Genomic DNA, 17,603 nt, shown 5'->3' on the forward strand with positions numbered 1-17,603 from the left:
GAGGTGGCCATCGTGGAAGCGACCCGCCAGCCCAGGATCCTGCGAGCGTAGGCGTCGGTGACAAAGGCCACGTAGGCGAACCCTGCCCAGGTCGACACATAGGTGAGGTCTGCTACCCACAGCCGGTTAGGTGCTGGTGGTCCGAAGCGGCGCTGGACGAGATCGGCGGGACGGGCTGTGGCCGGATCAGCGATCGTGGTCCTGCGGGCTTTGCCGCGGGTGGTCCCGGACAGGCCGAGTTTGGTCATCAGCCGTTCGACGGTGCATCTGGCCACCTCGATGCCCTCACGGTTCAGGGTTAGCCACACTTTGCGGGCACCGTAAACACCGTAGTTGGCGGCGTGGACGCGGCTGATGTGCTCCTTGAGTTCGCCATCGCGCAGCTCGCGGCGGCTGGGCTCCCGGTTGATGTGGTCGTAGTAGGTCGATGGGGCGATCGGCACACCCAGCTCGGTCAGCTGTGTGCAGATCGACTCGACACCCCACCGCAAACCATCGGGGCCCTCGCGGTGGCCCTGATGATCGGCGATGAACCGGGTAATTAGCGTGCTGGCCGGTCGAGCTCGGCCGCGAAGAAAGCCGACGCGGTCTTTAAAATCGCGTTCGCCCTTCGCAATTCGGCGTTGTCCCGCCGCAAGCGCTTCAGCTCAGCGGATTCTTCGGTCGTGGTCCCGGGCCGTGCGCCGGCATCGACCTGCGCCTGGCGCACCCACTTACGCACCGTCTCCGCGCAGCCAACACCAAGTAGACGGGCGACCTCACTGATCGCTGCCCACTCCGAATCGTGCTGACCGCGGATCTCTGCGACCATCCGCACCGCCCGCTCACGCAGCTCCGGCGGGTACCTCCTCGATGAACCACCTGACATGACCCCATCCTTTCCAAGAACTGGAGTCTCCGGACATGCCGGGGCGGTTCAGGGGCTTCCCGAGACTGCGATTCCCAAACGATGACGCCCAAACAAAAAGCGGGACCGCCGATGGCTGCCCCGCTGCCGCTGGTTGCGTTCGGCTTACTCGTCGAAGCGGCGCCGGAACCGATCTTCCATACGGCTGGTGAATGAGCCCCCGGCCCCCTTGGTACGACGCTGGCGCGAAGCCCCAGCAGCCGATCCGCCACGATCCATCCTGCCGGACAACCGAGGACCGGTGATGGCATACACCACACCACCGAACATCACGACAAAACCGAAAACGCTGAGTATCGGGAAACTTCCGATCATGGTCTCTTTGAACGCCACGCCGGAAACCAACATCCCCAGACCGATGATGAACAACGCCGCGCCCTGCAGGCGCCGCCGCGCGGTCGGTGCGCGGAAGCCCCCGCCACGGACACTCGATGCGAACTTGGGATCTTCGGCGTAGAGAGCGCTCTCGATCTGGTCAAGCATCCGCTGCTCATGATCGGAGAGTGGCATGCGTCCCTCCTTGCCGACAGACTGTCACGTAATACCGATAACACGCGGATGCCCATTGCGCGGGCAACTAACTCAGATGATACGAGGTCAATCTGCGCCGTACCACTGGTTCGCGGGCGATTCTATCCCGGCGGCGCCGCAGCGACGAGCTGAGCGGAAACGGCCATACGCTACAAGCCCCGTCCAGCGCGGGCGGCCTCATCGGCTTGTCCGATACTGGTGCGCAAGCACGCATCGGTTCATCACATGAGGAGGACACCGCGCGTTGGCGATATTCCTCATCGATCTGCCGCCCAGCGATATGGAGCGCCGCCTCGGTGATGCCCTGACGGTGTATGTCGACGCGATGCGCTACCCCAGGGGCACCGAGACTTTGCGCGCCCCAATGTGGCTGGAGCACATCCGGCGGCGCGGCTGGCAGGCGGTCGCGGCCGTCGAGGTAACGGCAGCCGAACAGGCCGAGGCCGCCGACACCACGGCGCTGCCGTCGGCCGCCGAACTGAGCAACGCGCCAATGCTCGGAGTGGCGTACGGCTATCCCGGGGCGCCCGGCCAGTGGTGGCAACAGCAGGTGGTACTGGGCTTGCAACGCAGCGGCTTTCCGCGCCTAGCGATCGCCCGACTGATGACCAGCTACTTCGAGTTGACTGAATTGCACATCCTTCCCCGCGCTCAAGGCCGTGGCCTCGGGGAGGCGTTGGCCCGCCGACTGCTAGCCGGTCGCGACGAGGACAACGTCCTGCTCTCCACACCGGAGACCAACGGTGAGGACAATCGGGCGTGGCGGTTGTACCGCCGGTTGGGCTTCACCGACATCATCCGCGGCTACCACTTCGCCGGTGACCCCCGAGCATTCGCCATCCTGGGTCGCACGCTACCGCTCTAACCCGCGCCCGACAGCTTGCCGACGCGGCATGCCCGGTCTGGCACGATGACCTGGTGCGCGCTAGCTATGCCCCACCGTCATCCCAAGGATCGCGAGTGGCAAGGACCCGACGGCGCGGCATGCTGGCCATCGCGATGTTGCTGATGCTGGTGCCTCTGGCTACCGGATGCCTGCGGGTCCGAGCCTCGATCACCATCTCGCCGGATGACCTGGTGTCCGGGGAGATCATCGCCGCGGCCAAGCCGAAAAACAGCAAAGACACCGGCCCTGCGCTCGATGGCGATGTGCCGTTCAGCCAGAAGGTTGCGGTCTCGAACTACGACAGCGACGGCTACGTGGGGTCGCAAGCAGTGTTTTCCGATTTGACCTTTGCCGAGCTGCCCCAGTTGGCCAATATGAACTCCGACGCCGCCGGAGTGAACCTGTCACTGCGCCGAAACGGCAACATCGTGATCCTGGAAGGCCGAGCGGATCTGACATCGGTATCCGATCCCGACGCCGACGTCGAGTTGACCGTCGCCTTCCCCGCAGCAGTGACTTCCACCAACGGCGACCGCATCGAGCCCGAGGTAGTGCAGTGGAAGCTCAAGCCGGGCGTGGTGAGCACGATGAGCGCACAGGCTCGTTATACCGATCCCAACACCCGGTCGTTCACCGGAGCCGGCATCTGGCTGGGCATCGCCGCGTTCGCGGCCGCCGGTGTGGTGGCCGTGCTGGCGTGGATCGACCGGGACCGCTCCCCACGGTTGACCGCTTCGGGCGACCCGCCAACCAGCTAGTCCGGCTTGCCCGGCTCGGCAGGTGACCAGTAGGCAAGCATTTCCGCGAAGGTCTCGAAAGCCGCGGCCGAAACGCCATACGTCGCCTCGAGATGGATGCTTAGCGGAAAACCCAGATCGGCGACGCCGTCTAGCACACGCTTGTACAAGTCGACCATGAGCCGGCGCCGCCGTGCGGGTTCACTGCCGGCCAACTTCTGCACGAACGCCTGCTCGTCGGCCACCGCGGCGTTTCCCGGGTCCTGGATCAGCCAGTTGATCAGGCCGATGCGGGTCTCGACCTTCGGGACAAAGCCGAACGACAGCAGAATCTCGGGTCGGTGTTCGGTGGTCCTGGCGAACTCGCGCAGGAAGCCCACGATCGCGTCGGAATACAACAGCTGGGTCATGCCGTAGGTTGCGCCCCGACTGCACTTGAAATTGAGCCGGCCCTGCTCGCCGTCTCGGGTGGGGATCACGATCACACCACGGTTGGCCACCAGCTGGCGATACAGCGACAGGGCATCCGTCGGCGCGACTCCGGAGCCCTCGCCGTCCTGCATCGTGCGCGGTACACCGACGAATACGATGCCCTCCATGCCGGCATCGGACAGATCGACCAGCCGCCGGTGCAACGATGGCTCGTCCATGAACGCGGTTACCTGCGTACACAGGCCATGGACTCCCGCCAACTCCGGTTTGATGATCGACCAGAAATCGAGTACATCCAGCTTCGGCTGCATCGGGATGGGCCTATCGTCATCCTCGGCGATCATCCCCGGCATCATTACGTGCCGTATCCGGCCGTCAAGCCCGGATGCAGCCGAGTACTGCACCACCTTGCGAGCATCTTCGATTGCCCGCTCCTTGCCACCCTCGAGGTTCGGTGGCACCAGCTCCAGCGCGATCGTGTTGAGGGTCACACGGCTCCTCTTCGTCAAACGAGTACTTCCATGGCCGCCAATGGGGCCACCGGTGGGCCGCGCCGCGTCGCGCAAATCGCCATCCTGGGCCGGGCCGGACCAGCCAACCCAAGGGCGCTGAAGACAGCATAAACACGAAATAGTCAGTTAGTCGAAGCAACTTGTGTGGTTTCCGCGAGCCCACCCGCCGAATCATCGATAGCGGCCACTCGCGCCGGCGCGGAATACACTGTCGGGCCATAGGCACGCCAAATGAGAAAGGGGCGCCGCGCTGAGCCTGAATGCACCGGCAGCACCGGCAGCGGTCCAGTTGGCCGGCGCCATCACCGACCAGCTGCGGAGGTATTTGCACGGCCGCCGCCGTGCGGCCGCCCACATGGGCAGTGACTACGACGGCCTGATCGCCGACCTGGAGGATTTCGTTCTCGGCGGGGGCAAGCGCCTACGACCGCTCTTCGCCTATTGGGGCTGGCACGCCGTTGCCAGTCGGGAACCCGATCCTGATGTGCTGCTGCTGTTTTCCGCGCTGGAACTGCTGCACGCCTGGGCGCTGGTCCACGACGACCTGATCGACCGTTCCGCCACCCGCCGGGGCCGCCCGACCGCCCAGCTGCGCTACGCGGCGCTGCACCGCGATCGGGACTGGCGGGGGTCACCGGACCAGTTCGGCATGTCGGCGGCCATCCTGCTCGGCGACCTCGCACAGGTCTGGGCTGACGACATCGTCTCGAAGGTCTGCCAGTCCGCCCTGGCACCCGATGCCCAGCGGCGAGTGCATCGGGTGTGGGCCGATATCCGCAACGAGGTGCTGGGCGGGCAATACCTCGACATCGTCGCAGAGGCCAGTGCCGCCGAGTCGATCGAGTCGGCGATGAACGTCGCGACGCTCAAGACCGCCTGCTACACGGTATCGCGACCGCTACAGCTTGGGACGGCCGCCGCGGCCGACAGATCCGACGTAGCGGCCATCTTCGAGCATTTCGGAGCGGACCTCGGCGTAGCGTTTCAGTTGCGCGACGACGTGCTTGGCGTGTTTGGCGACCCAGCCGTGACGGGCAAGCCGTCCGGTGACGACCTAAAGTCGGGCAAGCGTACCGTGCTGGTAGCCGAAGCGGTGGAATTGGCGGACAGGTCAGACCCCTTGGCGGCCAAACTATTACGGACCTCGATTGGCACCCGATTGACTGATGCGCAGGTACGTGAACTGCGCACGGTCATCGAGGCAGTGGGCGCGCGCGCCGCCGCGGAGAGCCGCATCGCCGCGCTCACCCAGCGAGCACTGGCCACCCTGGCGTCCGCACCCATCAACGCAACAGCCAAGGCCGGGCTGTCCGAACTGGCCATGATGGCTGCGAACCGGTCCGCCTAACCGATGACTACTCCGAGCCATGCTCCAGCGGTTGATTTGGCTACAGCGAAAGATGCTGTTGTCCAACACCTTTCGCGACTTTTCGAGTTCACTACCGGTCCGCAGGGCGGACCGGCGCGGCTGGGCTTCGCCGGCGCGGTGCTGATCACCGCAGGCGGGCTGGGAGCCGGCAGCGTCCGCCAACATGACCCGCTGCTGGAGTCGATTCACATGTCCTGGCTGCGCTTCGGCCACGGACTCGTGCTGTCGTCGATTCTGTTGTGGACAGGTGTGGGTGTGATGCTGCTTGCGTGGCTGGGTCTAGGCCGACGGGTCCTCGCCGGCGAAGCCACCGAGTTCACCATGCGGGCAACCACCGTTATCTGGCTGGCGCCGCTACTGCTGTCGGTGCCCGTCTTCAGCCGGGACACTTACTCGTATCTGGCCCAAGGGGCGCTTCTGCGCGACGGTCTGGATCCTTACGCTGTTGGCCCGGTCGGTAATCCCAATGCGCTGCTGGACGACGTAAGCCCGATCTGGACGATCACCACCGCGCCCTACGGTCCTGCGTTCATTCTGGTTGCGAAGTTCGTCACGGTAATCGTCGGCAACAATGTCGTCGCCGGAACCATGCTGTTGCGTTTGTGCATGCTGCCCGGGCTGGCGTTGCTGGTCTGGGCCACTCCACGCTTGGCCAGCCATCTCGGCACCCACGGCCCGACCGCGCTGTGGATCTGCGTGCTGAACCCACTGGTCCTCATCCATCTGATGGGCGGGGTGCACAACGAGATGCTGATGGTGGGTCTGATGACCGCCGGTATCGCGTTGACCGTCCAGGGCCGTAATGTCGCGGGGATCATCCTGATCACCGTTGCGATCGCGGTGAAGGCCACCGCCGGAATCGCGTTGCCCTTCTTGGTCTGGGTTTGGCTGCGTCATCTGCGTGAGCGACGGGGGTACCGGCCGGTCCAGGCGTTCCTGGCAGCCGCCGCGATATCGCTGCTGATCTTCGTCGCGGTGTTCGCGGTGCTGTCTGCGGTAGCCGGCGTTGGCCTAGGGTGGCTGACCGCGCTGGCCGGCTCGGTGAAAATCATCAACTGGCTGACGGTGCCCACCGGGGCGGCCAACGTGATCCACGCGCTGGGCAGAGGGCTCTTCACGGTCGACTTCTACACCTTGCTGCGGATCACCCGGCTGATCGGAATCGTGATCATCGCGGTGTCGCTGCCGCTGTTGTGGTGGCGGTTCCGGCGCGACGACCGGGCCGCGCTGACCGGGGTCGCATGGTCGATGCTGATCGTGGTGCTGTTCGTACCCGCCGCCCTGCCGTGGTACTACTCCTGGCCGCTGGCGGTCGCTGCCCCGTTGGCCCAGGCACGACGGGCGATCGCGGCCATCGCCGGGCTCTCGACTTGGGTGATGGTGATCTTCAAACCCGACGGATCGCACGGGATGTATTCGTGGCTGCACTTCTGGATCGCCACCGCCTGCGCACTGACTGCGTGGTATGTCCTGTATCGGTCACCGGACCGGCGCGGAGTGCAGGCTGCAACCCCGGTGGTCAATACGCCATAGCCTGGGCCCGGCGCACCACCTCGCGAGCCTGGTGGGCATGCAATGCATCGACGGGACGGGCGTTGCTGACGGCGTCACGCGAGCCGTCGCGGGTGATGGTCAGCGACGGATCGGGGGTAAACAGCCAGCGCATAATCTCGGTGTCGCGATAGCCCCCGTCGTGCAGGATGGTCAACAGCCCCGGCAGGCTCTTGACCACCTGACCGGAGTTGGTGAAGAAGACCTGAGGGATCACCACGCCACCAGCGCGCCGCACGGCCACCAGATGACCTTCCCGCAGCTGCTGGGCCACCTTGCTGACCGGAACGCCGAGCAGCTCGGCGACCCGGGGCAGGTCGTACGTCGGTTCGTCAGGGTCCAAAACGTCATCGCCAGCGGGAATGCTGCCCACCCGCGCAAGTGTAGAGCCTGGTGCGCGGCCAGGCATGCGCGTTAGGCTTCCGTTCTGCATCCAATCGCGGCGGCCACCTACGATGACCCCGTGGTCGAAGCTGGCACGAGGGACCCGTTGGAGAGCGCGCTGCTGGACAGCCGCTATCTGGTCCAGGCCAAGATCGCCAGCGGCGGCACCTCGACGGTCTACCGGGGCCTGGATGTCCGACTCGACCGGCCCGTCGCGCTGAAAGTGATGGATTCTCGCTACGCGGGCGATGAACAGTTTCTGACCCGCTTTCGACTGGAGGCCCGTGCGGTTGCCCGGCTAAATAACCGCGCGCTGGTCGCGGTCTACGACCAGGGCAAAGACGGCAGGCACCCGTTTCTGGTGATGGAGCTCATCGAGGGCGGTACCCTGCGCGAGCTGCTGATAGAACGTGGTCCCATGCCGCCACATGCCGTTGTGGCGGTGCTGCGCCCAGTGCTTGGCGGGCTGGCTGCCGCCCATCGAGCCGGTCTGGTGCATCGCGATGTCAAGCCCGAGAACATCTTGATCTCCGACGACGGCGACGTCAAACTCGCCGATTTCGGGTTGGTCCGCGCGGTCGCCGCCGCTTCAATCACGTCTACCGGCGTCATCCTGGGTACCGCGGCCTACCTGTCCCCTGAGCAGGTCCGTGATGGAAACGCCGATCCTCGAAGCGACGTCTACTCTGTCGGCGTTCTGGTCTACGAGCTGCTAACGGGGCACACACCGTTCACCGGCGACTCGGCCTTGTCGATTGCCTACCAACGGCTTGATGCTGACGTGCCGCGTGCCAGTGCTGTAATCGACGGTGTACCGCCACAATTCGATGAGTTGGTGGCATGTGCAACTGCCCGCAACCCTGCCGACCGATACGCCGATGCGATCGCGATGGGCGCCGATCTGGAGGCGATCGCCGAGGAGCTGGCCCTGCCTGAATTCCGGGTACCGGCGCCGCGCAACTCCGCTCAACACCGGTCGGCCGCGTTGTACCGCAGCCGGATTACCCAGCAAGGGCAGCTGGGTGCCAAACCGGTTCACCACCCTACTCGCCAGCTGACTCGCCAACCCGGCGACTGCTCCGAGCCGGCTTCAGGGTCGGAGCCCGAACACGAGCCGATCACCGGCCAATTCGCCGGCATCGCAATCGAGGAATTCATCTGGGCGCGACAGCACGCCCGTCGAATGGTGCTTGTCTGGGTGTCGGTGGTGCTGGCGATCACCGGGCTAGTGGCGTCCGCGGCATGGACGATCGGGAGCAACCTGAGCGGCCTGCTCTAAGGCAGGCGAGCAGTCGCAAAAGCCCCCATTTCGGCACGAAAATGGGGGCTGGTACGTGAATTAAGGTGACCACGGCAAGCGTGACCCGCCGGCGACTGCAGCGAAGCCGGGTCTGTTGGTGACAGTGTGTATGTCGGGGTTTCAGGCGGCAGGTTCGAGGGTGACCCCCAATCCTTGGGCTTCGAGTTTGGCGACGAGGCGACGTCGTTCTTTGTCGGGATCCATGCGGGTGGTGAAGTAGTCGGCGCCGAGATCCTGGTAAGGCCGGCCGGTGGCCAGCACGTGCCAAATGATGACGATCAGCTTGTGGGCGACGGCGATGATCGCCTTCTTGTTGGCAGCGGGACTGCGGAAGCCACCGAACTTGCGGACCTGGCGGCGGTAGTACTCGCGCAGGTAGCCATCGGTGCGCACGGCGGCCCACGCGCACTCGACCAGGACCGGCTGCAGGTGCTGGTTGCCTGTGCGGCGGGCACCGTGATGGCGTTTGCCGGCCGATTCGTGGTTGCCCGGGCACAGCCGCACCCACGAGGCCAGATGCTCAGCCGAGGGGAACCAGGCCGCCGGGTCGGCGCCGATTTCAGAGATGACCGTCGCCGAGGCACCCACCCCGATCCCCGGGATCGATGCAATCAGCTCGCGTCGGGCACAAAAGGGATGCATCAGCTGCTCGATCTGCTCGTCGAGAGCACCGATCATCGCATCGAGCTGATCCAGATGAGCCAGGTGCAACCTACACATCAGGGCATGGTGATCATCGAAGCGCCCTTCCAGCGCCCGCTGCAGATCGGGGATCTTCGAGCGCATAAGGTGCGCTTGATCGTCTTGCGCCCGTCAGGACCCTCGCCCGGCACCCACACCGCCACCGCGATGATGTCCTGGCCCACATCAACAAAGGCGCACCGCTCGTACAGAATATGCATCCCACCAGCCCCTTTCCGGCTCAGCGTCGCAACCAACAACGCGCGCTGCGAAGGGAGCCCCCAAACATGAACTAAAGAGACTGGTACTCGCGCTCGTAGCAGCAACCGGGACACACCCGAAAGTGGGGGGGCTCCAACGTCAGTCTCTTGCACGGCCACACACAGCCAAGCCCCTACGACGTCGACACCGCAACGCACGCACCGATTCTCATTCACCATGAGCGGGCGCACCAGCGCCCATCATGTTCTTTTACGACTGCTCGCCGAGCTAGTCCCGCAGCATCTCCGCGACCAGGAACGCCAACTCCAGCGACTGCTGGGTGTTCAGCCGCGGATCACATGCCGTCTCATAGCGGCCGGCCAAGTCCGTCTCCGAAATGTCTTGCGCGCCACCAAGACATTCGGTGACGTTCTCGCCGGTAATCTCGACATGGATGCCGCCCGGATGGGTTCCGAGGGCACGATGCACCTCGAAAAAACCCTGCACTTCATCGACAATGCGATCGAAGTGACGGGTCTTGAACCCCGTGGACGACTCGTGGGTGTTGCCGTGCATCGGGTCGCATTGCCAGATCACCTGATGCCCGGTGGCCTGGACCTTCTCCACGATCGGTGGCAACAGATCGCGGACCTTGTGGTTGCCCATCCTGCTCACCAACGTCAGCCGGCCCGGCTTATTGTGCGGGTCGAGCCGCTCGACGTACTCCACGGCCAGTTCCGGGGTCATGTTGGGGCCCAACTTGACCCCGACCGGATTAGCAATCACCTGGGCAAACGCGATGTGCGCGCCATCGATTTGTCGGGTCCGCTCGCCGATCCACACGGTGTGTGCGGACAGGTCAAACAGTTGTGGTTCACCGTCGTCACCGTCGGACAACCTCAACATGGCGCGCTCGTAGTCGAGCACCAAAGCTTCATGGCTGGCATAGATTTCGGCGGTCTGTAGATTGCGGTCGGCCACCCCACAGGCACTCATGAACCGCAGCCCACGATCGATCTCGGTGGCCAGCGCCTCATAGCGCGCGCCGGCCGGCGAGGTCCGGACGAATTCCCGGTTCCAGTCGTGAACCAGATGCAGCGACGCCAGGCCCGACGAAGTCAGCGCACGCACCAAGTTCATCGCCGCACTGGCGTTAGCGTAAGCCCGGACCAGCCGCGACGGGTCGTGCTCGCGCGCCGCGGCGTCCGGGGCGAAGCCGTTGATCATGTCGCCGCGGTAAGACCGCAGACCCAGCGCGTCAATGTCGGCTGACCGAGGCTTCGCGTACTGACCGGCGATGCGGGCCACCTTCACCACTGGCATGCTGGCGCCGTAGGTCAGCACCACGGCCATCTGCAACAAGGCACGGACATTGCCCCGAATATGGGGTTCGGTGTTGTCCATGAATGTCTCAGCGCAGTCGCCGCCCTGCAGCAGGAAAGCCTCACCCTTTGCCACCTGGGCCAGCTGCTCTTGCAGCCGGACGATCTCGGACGGCACCGTCACGGGTGGCACGCTCTCCAACACCGTGCGCATCGCCAACGCCTGGTCGGCCGGCCAGGTGGGTTGCTGGGCCGCCGGCTTGGCCAGCGCGGCGTCCAGTCGTGTTCGCAGGTCAGTCGGCAGCGGCGGAAGCGACGGGAGCTGGTCGATCGGTATGTCGACGGTCCAGTTCATCGGTCCATGGTAACCGGGGATTTCCTGACGGCTGCTCAGGGCGAGGTTCGCTCGGAGGTCCTCGCCGGCGGGATCTGACTGTCCGTCTCCTCAGCGGGCCGCGCCGCGGCCCGCATCGTCTGTGGACGTGATGAGACGAAACCGGCGCAGCTGATCTCGGGCATCGACCAGCGCGTCGTGGACGTCGCGTGGCCGCGGCGGCATCCGGGGGCATCCCCGGTCCTCCCACAACTGCCGCAGTTCCCGGGTGAAACGGGGCACTGTGGGTGGCAAGGCAGTCATCGGGCCCCACAATTGACACAGCGCTACATGGTCGTAGGCCCCCACCCAGGCCCACAACTCGATCGAATCCGTGCCGTCGATGCGGAGGAATTCTTCCAGGTCAAGACGAATCTGCTGGCGCGAGCGCCACAGTTGCGAGGCGGGCGGCGGCAGCTTGGGCAGCACATGGGTGCGCACCCAGCTGCCGGCCCGCTCGGGATCGAATTCCGTGGATACTGCGTAGTATTCGCGGCCGTCTTCTGCGACCACCCCGATCGAGATCAACTCGATGGTGTGCCCATCCTCGATGAATTCGGTGTCGTAGAAGTACCGCACCGCCGCAGCCTAATCCGACCAGACCGAGCCGCTGATCAGAATGGGCGCGGTTCTCTCCGGCGGTGGTGCGGGGCGCACGTCCTGGTCGAGCTGGGCGTCGACCGCGCGCTCGTCGGGCATCCGTGGCGTCCCGGCGATCACGTATTGCAGCCACAGCTTGATCCGCACCACCGGGCGGCGCCATGTCCGTTCCCGCTGTAGCGCACGGCGCATCTTTTCCGGGTGGCGGGTGTAGCGCCACCGGGCCCACGGAGCGTGCGGACGCGACAGCCGGACTGCGCCGACGACCAACAGCACGACAACGAACATGCCAAGCAACCCGGTCCAAACCTTGCCCTTGAGCAGCACCACCACCGCCAACGGCAACGTCAAGACCAATCCTGCGATCAGGGTGGTTTGCAGCACCACCCAGTTGGCGCCTTGCCGAACCGGCAGGAAGAAGATCAGCGGGTGTAGGCCCATGATCAACAGCCCCGCGACGGCCACTGCGGCAAAGACGGCGTCTACCGACGTGCGTCCGTCTTCCTCCCAGTAGACATCGGACAGATGCAGGATCAGTGCGTACTCGTCGAGCACCAAGGCGGCCCCGACTCCGAAAATGCTCGCCGCTATGGTGAATTCGGGTTCTCGACCGTCGACTGACAAGGTGACCAGCGTCAGCCCGGAGATCATCACCAGCACCACCCCAAACGCGACGTGGTGGATGTGCACCGACCCGATGTGGACATTTCGCGGCTGCCACCACCTGGCCGGCCGACCGTCCGCGGCGCGACGGTGGATAAACCGTACAAAACTACGCGTGACGAGGAAGGTCAGGACAAAGGCGACCAAGCAGCACAACAACGGCAGCCGGCCACGGTCGACGATGTCGTGCTGCAGCCAGTGGAACACCTCCAAAAAGCTACGCCCACCTTGACTGCATATGCAGGCGCCGTACAGCGCCACCATGCGCGCCTACGCGAAACTACTAGGCTGTTCTGCGACATGAGTGCATGGCGGGCGCCCGAGGTGGGCAGTCGACTCGGGCGGAGGGTGTTGTGGTGCCTGCTGTGGCTGCTGGCCGGCGTGGCGTTGGGCTACGTGGCCTGGCGGTTGTTCGGCCACACGCCGTATCGCATCGATATCGACATCTATCAGATGGGCGCTCGAGCTTGGCTGGACGGGCGTCCGCTGTATGGCGGTGGTGTGTTGTTCCACACACCCATCGGGCTGAACCTCCCGTTCACCTATCCTCCACTGGCGGCCGTCCTGTTCAGCCCATTCGCCTGGTTGCAGATGCCGGCTGCCAGCGTCGCGATCACGGTGCTAACCCTGGTGCTGCTGATCGCGTCGACGGCGATCGTGCTGACCGGCCTCGACGCATGGCCAACCTCCCGACTGGTACCCGCGCCGGCTCGGTTACGCCGGTTGTGGTTGGCCGTGCTCATCGTGGCTCCGGCAACGATTTGGCTGGAGCCGATCAGCTCGAACTTCGCTTTCGGTCAGATCAATGTGGTGCTGATGACCCTGGTGATCGTCGACTGCTTCCCACGCCGAACGCCATGGCCACGCGGGCTGATGTTGGGGCTGGGGATAGCCCTCAAACTCACCCCCGCGGTGTTTCTCCTCTACTTCCTGCTACGTCGGGACGGTCGGGCCGCGCTGACGGCGCTGGCGTCGTTCGCGGTCGCCACGCTGCTCGGTTTCGTCCTGGCGTGGCGCGACTCCTGGGAGTACTGGACGCATACCCTTCACCACACGGACCGGATCGGCGCTGCCGCCTTGAACACAGACCAGAACATCGCGGGCGCACTCGCGCGGTTGACGATTGGCGATGACGAACGCTTCGCACTGTGGGTGGCCGGATCCCTGCTCGTGTTGGCAGCGACCATATGGGCGATGCGGCGAGTGTTGCGGGCCGGCGAGCCGACCCTGGCTGTGATCTGCGTCGCCCTGTTCGGGTTGGTAGTTTCGCCGGTCTCGTGGTCACACCATTGGGTGTGGATGCTGCCGGCCGTGCTGGTGATTGGGCTACTGGGTTGGCGTCGCCGCAACGTCGCGTTGGCCATGCTCAGCCTGGCCGGGGTGGTGCTGATGAGGTGGACACCGATCGACCTGCTTCCCCAACACCGGGAGACGACTGCGGTCTGGTGGCGTCAACTCGCGGGGATGTCCTACGTGTGGTGGGCGCTGGCGGTCATCGTCGTTGCCGGACTCACCGTTACCGCCAGGATGACGCCGCAGCGCTCGCTTACGCGCGGACTGACCCCGGCGCCGACGGCCAGCTGACTAGCCAGCGGCTGTCTCGGGGATTCGTGCGGCGTCCGTTGAATTGGGATTTGCACCGGCACCGCCCGCGTTGCGGCCGTCTTTGACACTGGCGGCATAGATGTCGACGTACTCCTGACCCGAGAGCCCCATCAGCTCATAGATCACTTCGTCGGTAACGGCCCGCTCGATGAAATGGTTACCGGCCAACCCCTCGAACCGGGAGAAGTCCATCGGCTTGCCAAACCGAACGGTGACCCTGCCGAACCTCAGCATCTTCCTGCCCGGCGGGTTGACGACGTTGGTACCGATCATCGCCACCGGAATCACCGGAACCCCGGTGTGCAATGCCAACCGGGCTAGGCCGGTCTTGCCTTTGTAGAGCCGACCGTCCGGCGAGCGAGTGCCTTCTGGATACATGCCCAGCAGCTTGCCCTGACCCAGCAACACCACTGCCGTCTGCAGTGCGCCCTGCGCGGAGTCGGCATTGGTGCGGTCGATGGGAACCTGGCCGGAGACGCTGTAGAACCAGCGGTTGATCCAGCCTTTCAGTCCGGTGCCGGTGAAGTATTCCGATTTCGCCAGGAACCAGATACGACGGCGAACTACCAACGGAAGGTAGAAGCTATCCGCCACCGCAAGATGGTTACTGGCGAGGATGGCCGGACCCGAACTCGGGATGTATTCCAGTCCTTCAACTTTCGGGCGACCAAGCAACGTAAAGAGCGGACCCATGAAAATGTACTTGAACAGGTAGTACCACATGGCCCTCCCTCTCGCCCACACCGGATGGTGTCTGCGCCAACTGTACCCATCCGCGATGGCTGCGACTACCTGCGCGGGCAGCGGCTCACTCCTCGATGGTAACCGGGATGGCCTGGTAGTGGGATTTCATGCTGCCCTCGCCGTTGGTATTCTCGCCGCCTGACGCACCGGTCTGGCCGCCGCCCGGCGGGCCTTCGGGTGGCGGTTTCGCCGACCGGTCAATGTCGTCGACTATGGCGCGGATCACCTCCAGCAGAGCCAGACTGTGATCCGCGATGACCGTCAGCAGCGGATGCTGCTCGCCGGTTACCAACGCTGCCAACGCGCACAACGGACACCACACTTGCTGGCACTTGCCGGTCCCGGGACCTCCACCCGAAGCCATCGCCGCCGCCACCCGCACCGCGGGGTCGATCCCATCGAGGATTGCCTGCGCCAGCTTGCGCAGCTCGGGACGAACGTCGGTATGGGCCCCGCTCACGTCGGCCACACCTCCGGATTTGGTCGGAAACGAACTGTTAACTCACCACCCCGCAGATGCGCGTCCAGCACCGTGCACCTCCGCAATACGGACGCCAACCGAACTCGGCGCCGCATCCCCCCAGCACTGACGATCAAGTCGTCGTCGGCCCGGCCCAACGTCAGCGTCCCGGGATCGAGCTGGGGCAACGCTAGCCGCAGTCGGTATATCGACGCCAATCCCGACCCGGATTCCAGGTCCACAATAGGCTGTAGCGGGCCTGGCGGCGCGCTTCCTTGGCGACGACGGGCACTATCGAGCAACCCGCCCAGGGCCTTGGGGCCGATCGGTTCGCCGGCCAAGTGCGGCACCAGCACCAGTGCCACGTCACCGATGGTGGCATCGAGGTCGTCGAGGACGGCACGCTGCTCACCGATGCGTTCGGCATACCAGTGGAAAGCCGGATGGTCGGGCAGACTGCGATACTCATAGTTCTCGTCTTGCACCAGAAGCTGATTGACGAGCAGCTCTTCGACCCGGACCCCCATGAGCGCCAACGACCCCAGCGTCCGGACCGCCTCAGCGGCGACCACCCGCTCCGGAGTCAGCACCAGGTGGGCACTGACCAGGGCACCGTCGGTCAGCAATGTGCTTAGCCGCTCGACGCTGGCGCGGATGCGCTCCAGCAGTTCCGCCAGCACGGCTGACCTGCCGTCGTCGGCGCCGATGGACAACCTGCGATGCCGCGGCCAGGCACGTTCGACGTACAGCCCGAAGGTGGCGGGTAGCGTCAACATCCGCAAGGCGTCCGCCGTCGAGGCGCAGTCGACCACAATCCGATCCCATCGTCGGGCTGCCGCAAGCTCGCCGACGGCGTGCAGCCCCAGCACCTCCTGGATCCCGGGCAGCGCGCAGAGTTCTTCGGGCGCAATGCTGCTCAACTCGGAGCCCGGAAATCTGCGGTCCAGGGTCTCGACCACGTGCAACCACCGGCCCTCGAGCAGGGCCAGGGTATCCAGCGCCAGCGCGTCGAGAAATCCGCCCCCGGCTTCGGGGTCGTAGGCGAGCACGCGAACAGGATCGCCCTGACCGGTAGGCGGGACCGCGATGCCCAGCACGTCGCCCAGCGAGTGCGCCTGGTCGGTGGATACCACCAACACTCGCTGGCCGGCCCCGGCATCACATACCGCGGTGGCGGACGCCAGAGTGGACTTTCCTACCCCGCCCTTGCCGACAAAGAGACTGATCCGGGCCTGAGCCGGCGTACCGGAATCACTCAGCCCTCGACTCGTTTCTTCAGATCCTTCAACGCGCCGTCTATCAACCTGCGTTCCGCCTTACGCTTGAGCATCCCGATCATGGGGACAGCAAGGTCGACGGCAAGCTCGTAGGTGACCTCAGTGCCAGAACCCTTGGGCGCCAAGCGATACGTGCCTTCGAGGGACTTTAGCAGCGAGCTGGATTCGAGAGTCCAGCTAAGCGATTGGCGGTCTTCCGGCCACTCGTAGGACATGATCAAGGTGTCTTTGAAGATGGCTGCGTCCATCAACATTCGCGCTCGTTTCGGGTAGCCCTCGTCGTCGGCCTCTAGGATCTCGACTTCCTTATACTCCGAAATCCATTGCGGGTAGGCTTCGATGTCGGCGATCGCCTTCATCACCTCGCCTGGATCCGCGTCGATGTAAATCGTCTGTGTCGTCTTGTCCGCCACCTGGCTACTTCCCTTTCCCCGCAAGCGGGTCGGCCCCGATCATCTGCGGGAGCTCCCGATCTCCCGGGGAGAAACGGTACTCCCTCGTGCCAACCTTGACCCGGTTAAGTTACCGGAGAAACCCCGATGGGGCGTGACCGTTCTAGCACTGTCTTGACCTCGAAGGCCATTTTTTTGCCCGCGACCCGTCGGTGGTGCGTCATTCTGGCCAGGTTCATCCGGGCCAGCTGCCAGGCTGCTACCCCGGTCGGTTCGGCGTGCAGGAAATAGTGCAGTAGCACCCCATCCATCGACGGTTCCAGCCAGATCTCCATGGTGCCGGTCAGGGCGCCGGTAACCGTCCACCTGATTCCCTTGTCGGCACGATCCTCGGTGACCTGTAGCCGTAGGTCAGGCCACCACCGACGCCAGCTGCATCGATCCGCGACCGCGGCTGAAACCCGCGCGGCGTCGGCTGCGACATAGGTCTCGTCAGCGATCTGGATGCTGTTCATCGCCTCAGCTTCACATACCCGAGGCCGTGGGCAAGCCGGACCCCGAAGGGCACCAACCAACGGACACGCGATATCGGTCTATTCCGCACCGGCATCAACCCCTCTAGGCTTGACGACAGCAAACCGGACCCGGAAGACGGCAACAGGTCAAGTGAGGTGTT

General features: G+C 64.8%; 18 protein-coding genes and 4 other annotated features (1 of these 22 running past the window's edge). Of the genes, 6 read left to right on the plus strand and 12 right to left on the minus strand.

From position 1 onward, the window contains the following. Positions 1 to 919: a mobile genetic element (IS6110-6, len: 1355 nt. Insertion sequence IS6110.), on the minus strand (it extends 436 nt beyond the left edge of the window). Beyond that, positions 892 to 919, minus strand: a repeat region (28 bp Inverted repeat at the right end of IS6110,TGAACCGCCCCGGCATGTCCGGAGACTC). It overlaps the preceding feature by 28 nt. A 93-nt stretch (positions 920 to 1,012) precedes the next feature. Beyond that, on the minus strand, positions 1,013 to 1,417 hold the full coding sequence (locus Rv2169c; RefSeq protein ID NP_216685.1) for a transmembrane protein: 405 nt from the start codon (positions 1,415 to 1,417) through the stop codon (positions 1,013 to 1,015). Positions 1,418 to 1,682: 265 nt separating this feature from the next. On the opposite strand from Rv2169c, the gene Rv2170 reads away from it, so the two are divergent. Then, positions 1,683 to 2,303: a GCN5-like N-acetyltransferase gene (locus tag Rv2170; RefSeq protein ID NP_216686.1), complete on the plus strand. Its 621-nt coding sequence runs from the start codon at positions 1,683 to 1,685 to the stop codon at positions 2,301 to 2,303. A 95-nt stretch (positions 2,304 to 2,398) separates the two neighbouring features. Then, on the plus strand, positions 2,399 to 3,082 hold the full coding sequence (gene lppM, locus Rv2171) for a lipoprotein LppM (protein ID NP_216687.1): 684 nt from the start codon (positions 2,399 to 2,401) through the stop codon (positions 3,080 to 3,082). Here the strand turns inward: lppM and Rv2172c are convergent. Next, a complete protein-coding gene (locus Rv2172c; RefSeq protein ID NP_216688.1) occupies positions 3,079 to 3,984 on the minus strand; it encodes a hypothetical protein in 906 nt (301 codons plus the stop codon). The two genes, lppM and Rv2172c, sit on opposite strands and share 4 nt — an antisense overlap. Before the next feature lie 310 nt (positions 3,985 to 4,294). Here Rv2172c and idsA2 point away from each other — a divergent pair, with 310 nt between their 5' ends. Both idsA2 and mptA read left to right on the plus strand, forming a co-directional pair. Then, positions 4,295 to 5,353: a geranylgeranyl pyrophosphate synthetase IdsA gene (gene idsA2 / locus Rv2173; protein ID NP_216689.1), complete on the plus strand. Its 1,059-nt coding sequence runs from the start codon at positions 4,295 to 4,297 to the stop codon at positions 5,351 to 5,353. A 3-nt stretch (positions 5,354 to 5,356) separates the two neighbouring features. Next, on the plus strand, positions 5,357 to 6,907 hold the full coding sequence (gene mptA / locus Rv2174) for an alpha(1->6)-mannopyranosyltransferase A (protein ID NP_216690.1): 1,551 nt from the start codon (positions 5,357 to 5,359) through the stop codon (positions 6,905 to 6,907). On the opposite strand, the gene Rv2175c is transcribed toward mptA, so the two are convergent. Further along, positions 6,894 to 7,334, minus strand: coding sequence for a DNA-binding protein (locus tag Rv2175c; protein NP_216691.1), 441 nt, complete (start codon positions 7,332 to 7,334; stop codon positions 6,894 to 6,896). The genes mptA and Rv2175c overlap by 14 nt on opposite strands. Continuing rightward, positions 7,271 to 7,314, minus strand: a sequence feature (mcr5, fragment of putative small regulatory RNA (See DiChiara et al., 2010), cloned from M. bovis BCG Pasteur; ends not mapped, ~~82 nt band detected by Northern blot.; Fragment of putative small regulatory RNA). It overlaps the preceding gene by 44 nt. A gap of 54 nt (positions 7,335 to 7,388) precedes the next feature. Between Rv2175c and pknL the strand changes: the two genes are divergently transcribed. After that, positions 7,389 to 8,588 (plus strand): serine/threonine-protein kinase PknL, encoded by a 1,200-nt coding sequence (gene pknL / locus Rv2176; protein NP_216692.1) that lies wholly within the window; start codon positions 7,389 to 7,391, stop codon positions 8,586 to 8,588. A gap of 4 nt (positions 8,589 to 8,592) precedes the next feature. Then, positions 8,593 to 9,396, minus strand: a mobile genetic element (IS1558-1, len: 804 nt. Insertion sequence IS1558,nearly identical to complement of region 24105 24908 in EM_BA:MTCY428 Z81451 Mycobacterium tuberculosis cosmid Y428.). Here pknL and Rv2177c read toward each other — a convergent pair. The 4 genes from Rv2177c to Rv2180c all read right to left on the minus strand — a co-directional run bounded on the left by Rv2177c (position 8,730) and on the right by Rv2180c (position 12,662). Beyond that, positions 8,730 to 9,395, minus strand: a complete 666-nt coding sequence (locus tag Rv2177c) for a transposase (RefSeq protein ID NP_216693.1) — start codon at positions 9,393 to 9,395, stop codon at positions 8,730 to 8,732. (Overlaps the previous feature by 666 nt.) A gap of 383 nt (positions 9,397 to 9,779) precedes the next feature. Beyond that, positions 9,780 to 11,168, minus strand: a complete 1,389-nt coding sequence (gene aroG / locus Rv2178c) for a phospho-2-dehydro-3-deoxyheptonate aldolase AroG (RefSeq protein ID NP_216694.1) — start codon at positions 11,166 to 11,168, stop codon at positions 9,780 to 9,782. 90 nt (positions 11,169 to 11,258) lie between these two features. Then, positions 11,259 to 11,765, minus strand: coding sequence for a 3'-5' exoribonuclease (locus Rv2179c; protein ID NP_216695.1), 507 nt, complete (start codon positions 11,763 to 11,765; stop codon positions 11,259 to 11,261). Positions 11,766 to 11,774: 9 nt separating this feature from the next. After that, positions 11,775 to 12,662 (minus strand): integral membrane protein, encoded by an 888-nt coding sequence (locus Rv2180c; RefSeq protein ID NP_216696.1) that lies wholly within the window; start codon positions 12,660 to 12,662, stop codon positions 11,775 to 11,777. Between the two features lie 87 nt (positions 12,663 to 12,749). Here Rv2180c and Rv2181 point away from each other — a divergent pair, with 87 nt between their 5' ends. Then, positions 12,750 to 14,033: an alpha-(1-2)-phosphatidylinositol mannoside mannosyltransferase gene (locus tag Rv2181; RefSeq protein ID NP_216697.1), complete on the plus strand. Its 1,284-nt coding sequence runs from the start codon at positions 12,750 to 12,752 to the stop codon at positions 14,031 to 14,033. Here the strand turns inward: Rv2181 and Rv2182c are convergent, their stop codons facing one another. From Rv2182c to Rv2186c, 5 genes are all read right to left on the minus strand, one after another. Further along, on the minus strand, positions 14,034 to 14,777 hold the full coding sequence (locus Rv2182c) for a 1-acylglycerol-3-phosphate O-acyltransferase (RefSeq protein NP_216698.1): 744 nt from the start codon (positions 14,775 to 14,777) through the stop codon (positions 14,034 to 14,036). An 85-nt stretch (positions 14,778 to 14,862) separates the two neighbouring features. After that, the gene (locus tag Rv2183c) at positions 14,863 to 15,258 is read right to left on the minus strand and encodes a hypothetical protein (RefSeq protein ID NP_216699.1); all 396 of its coding nucleotides are present in this window, start codon (positions 15,256 to 15,258) and stop codon (positions 14,863 to 14,865) included. After that, positions 15,255 to 16,394, minus strand: coding sequence for a hypothetical protein (locus tag Rv2184c; protein ID NP_216700.1), 1,140 nt, complete (start codon positions 16,392 to 16,394; stop codon positions 15,255 to 15,257). The genes Rv2183c and Rv2184c overlap by 4 nt, the downstream gene beginning before the upstream one ends. A gap of 119 nt (positions 16,395 to 16,513) precedes the next feature. Continuing rightward, positions 16,514 to 16,948, minus strand: a complete 435-nt coding sequence (TB16.3, locus tag Rv2185c; RefSeq protein ID NP_216701.1) for a hypothetical protein — start codon at positions 16,946 to 16,948, stop codon at positions 16,514 to 16,516. Positions 16,949 to 17,052: 104 nt separating this feature from the next. Next, positions 17,053 to 17,442 carry a hypothetical protein gene (locus Rv2186c; protein ID NP_216702.1) on the minus strand — a complete coding sequence of 130 codons (390 nt, stop codon included), beginning with the start codon at positions 17,440 to 17,442 and terminating at the stop codon, positions 17,053 to 17,055. Between the last annotated feature and the right edge of the window lie 161 nt (positions 17,443 to 17,603).

Origin of the sequence: Mycobacterium tuberculosis H37Rv, assembly GCF_000195955.2 — a bacterium.
Taxonomy (GTDB): Bacteria; Actinomycetota; Actinomycetes; order Mycobacteriales; family Mycobacteriaceae; genus Mycobacterium; species Mycobacterium tuberculosis.

What these genes read in the sequence shown, in the direction of transcription:
- Rv2177c (NP_216693.1), bottom strand. Translation starts at nt 9,395, where the DNA reads ATGCGCTCGAAGATCCCCGATCTGCAGCGGGCGCTGGAAGGGCGCTTC.
- Rv2182c (NP_216698.1), bottom strand. Translation starts at nt 14,777, where the DNA reads ATGTGGTACTACCTGTTCAAGTACATTTTCATGGGTCCGCTCTTTACG.
- aroG (NP_216694.1), bottom strand. Translation starts at nt 11,168, where the DNA reads ATGAACTGGACCGTCGACATACCGATCGACCAGCTCCCGTCGCTTCCG.
- mptA (NP_216690.1), top strand. Translation starts at nt 5,357, where the DNA reads ATGACTACTCCGAGCCATGCTCCAGCGGTTGATTTGGCTACAGCGAAA.
- Rv2169c (NP_216685.1), bottom strand. Translation starts at nt 1,417, where the DNA reads ATGCCACTCTCCGATCATGAGCAGCGGATGCTTGACCAGATCGAGAGC.
- Rv2181 (NP_216697.1), top strand. Translation starts at nt 12,750, where the DNA reads ATGAGTGCATGGCGGGCGCCCGAGGTGGGCAGTCGACTCGGGCGGAGG.
- Rv2175c (NP_216691.1), bottom strand. Translation starts at nt 7,334, where the DNA reads ATGCCTGGCCGCGCACCAGGCTCTACACTTGCGCGGGTGGGCAGCATT.
- Rv2186c (NP_216702.1), bottom strand. Translation starts at nt 17,442, where the DNA reads ATGAACAGCATCCAGATCGCTGACGAGACCTATGTCGCAGCCGACGCC.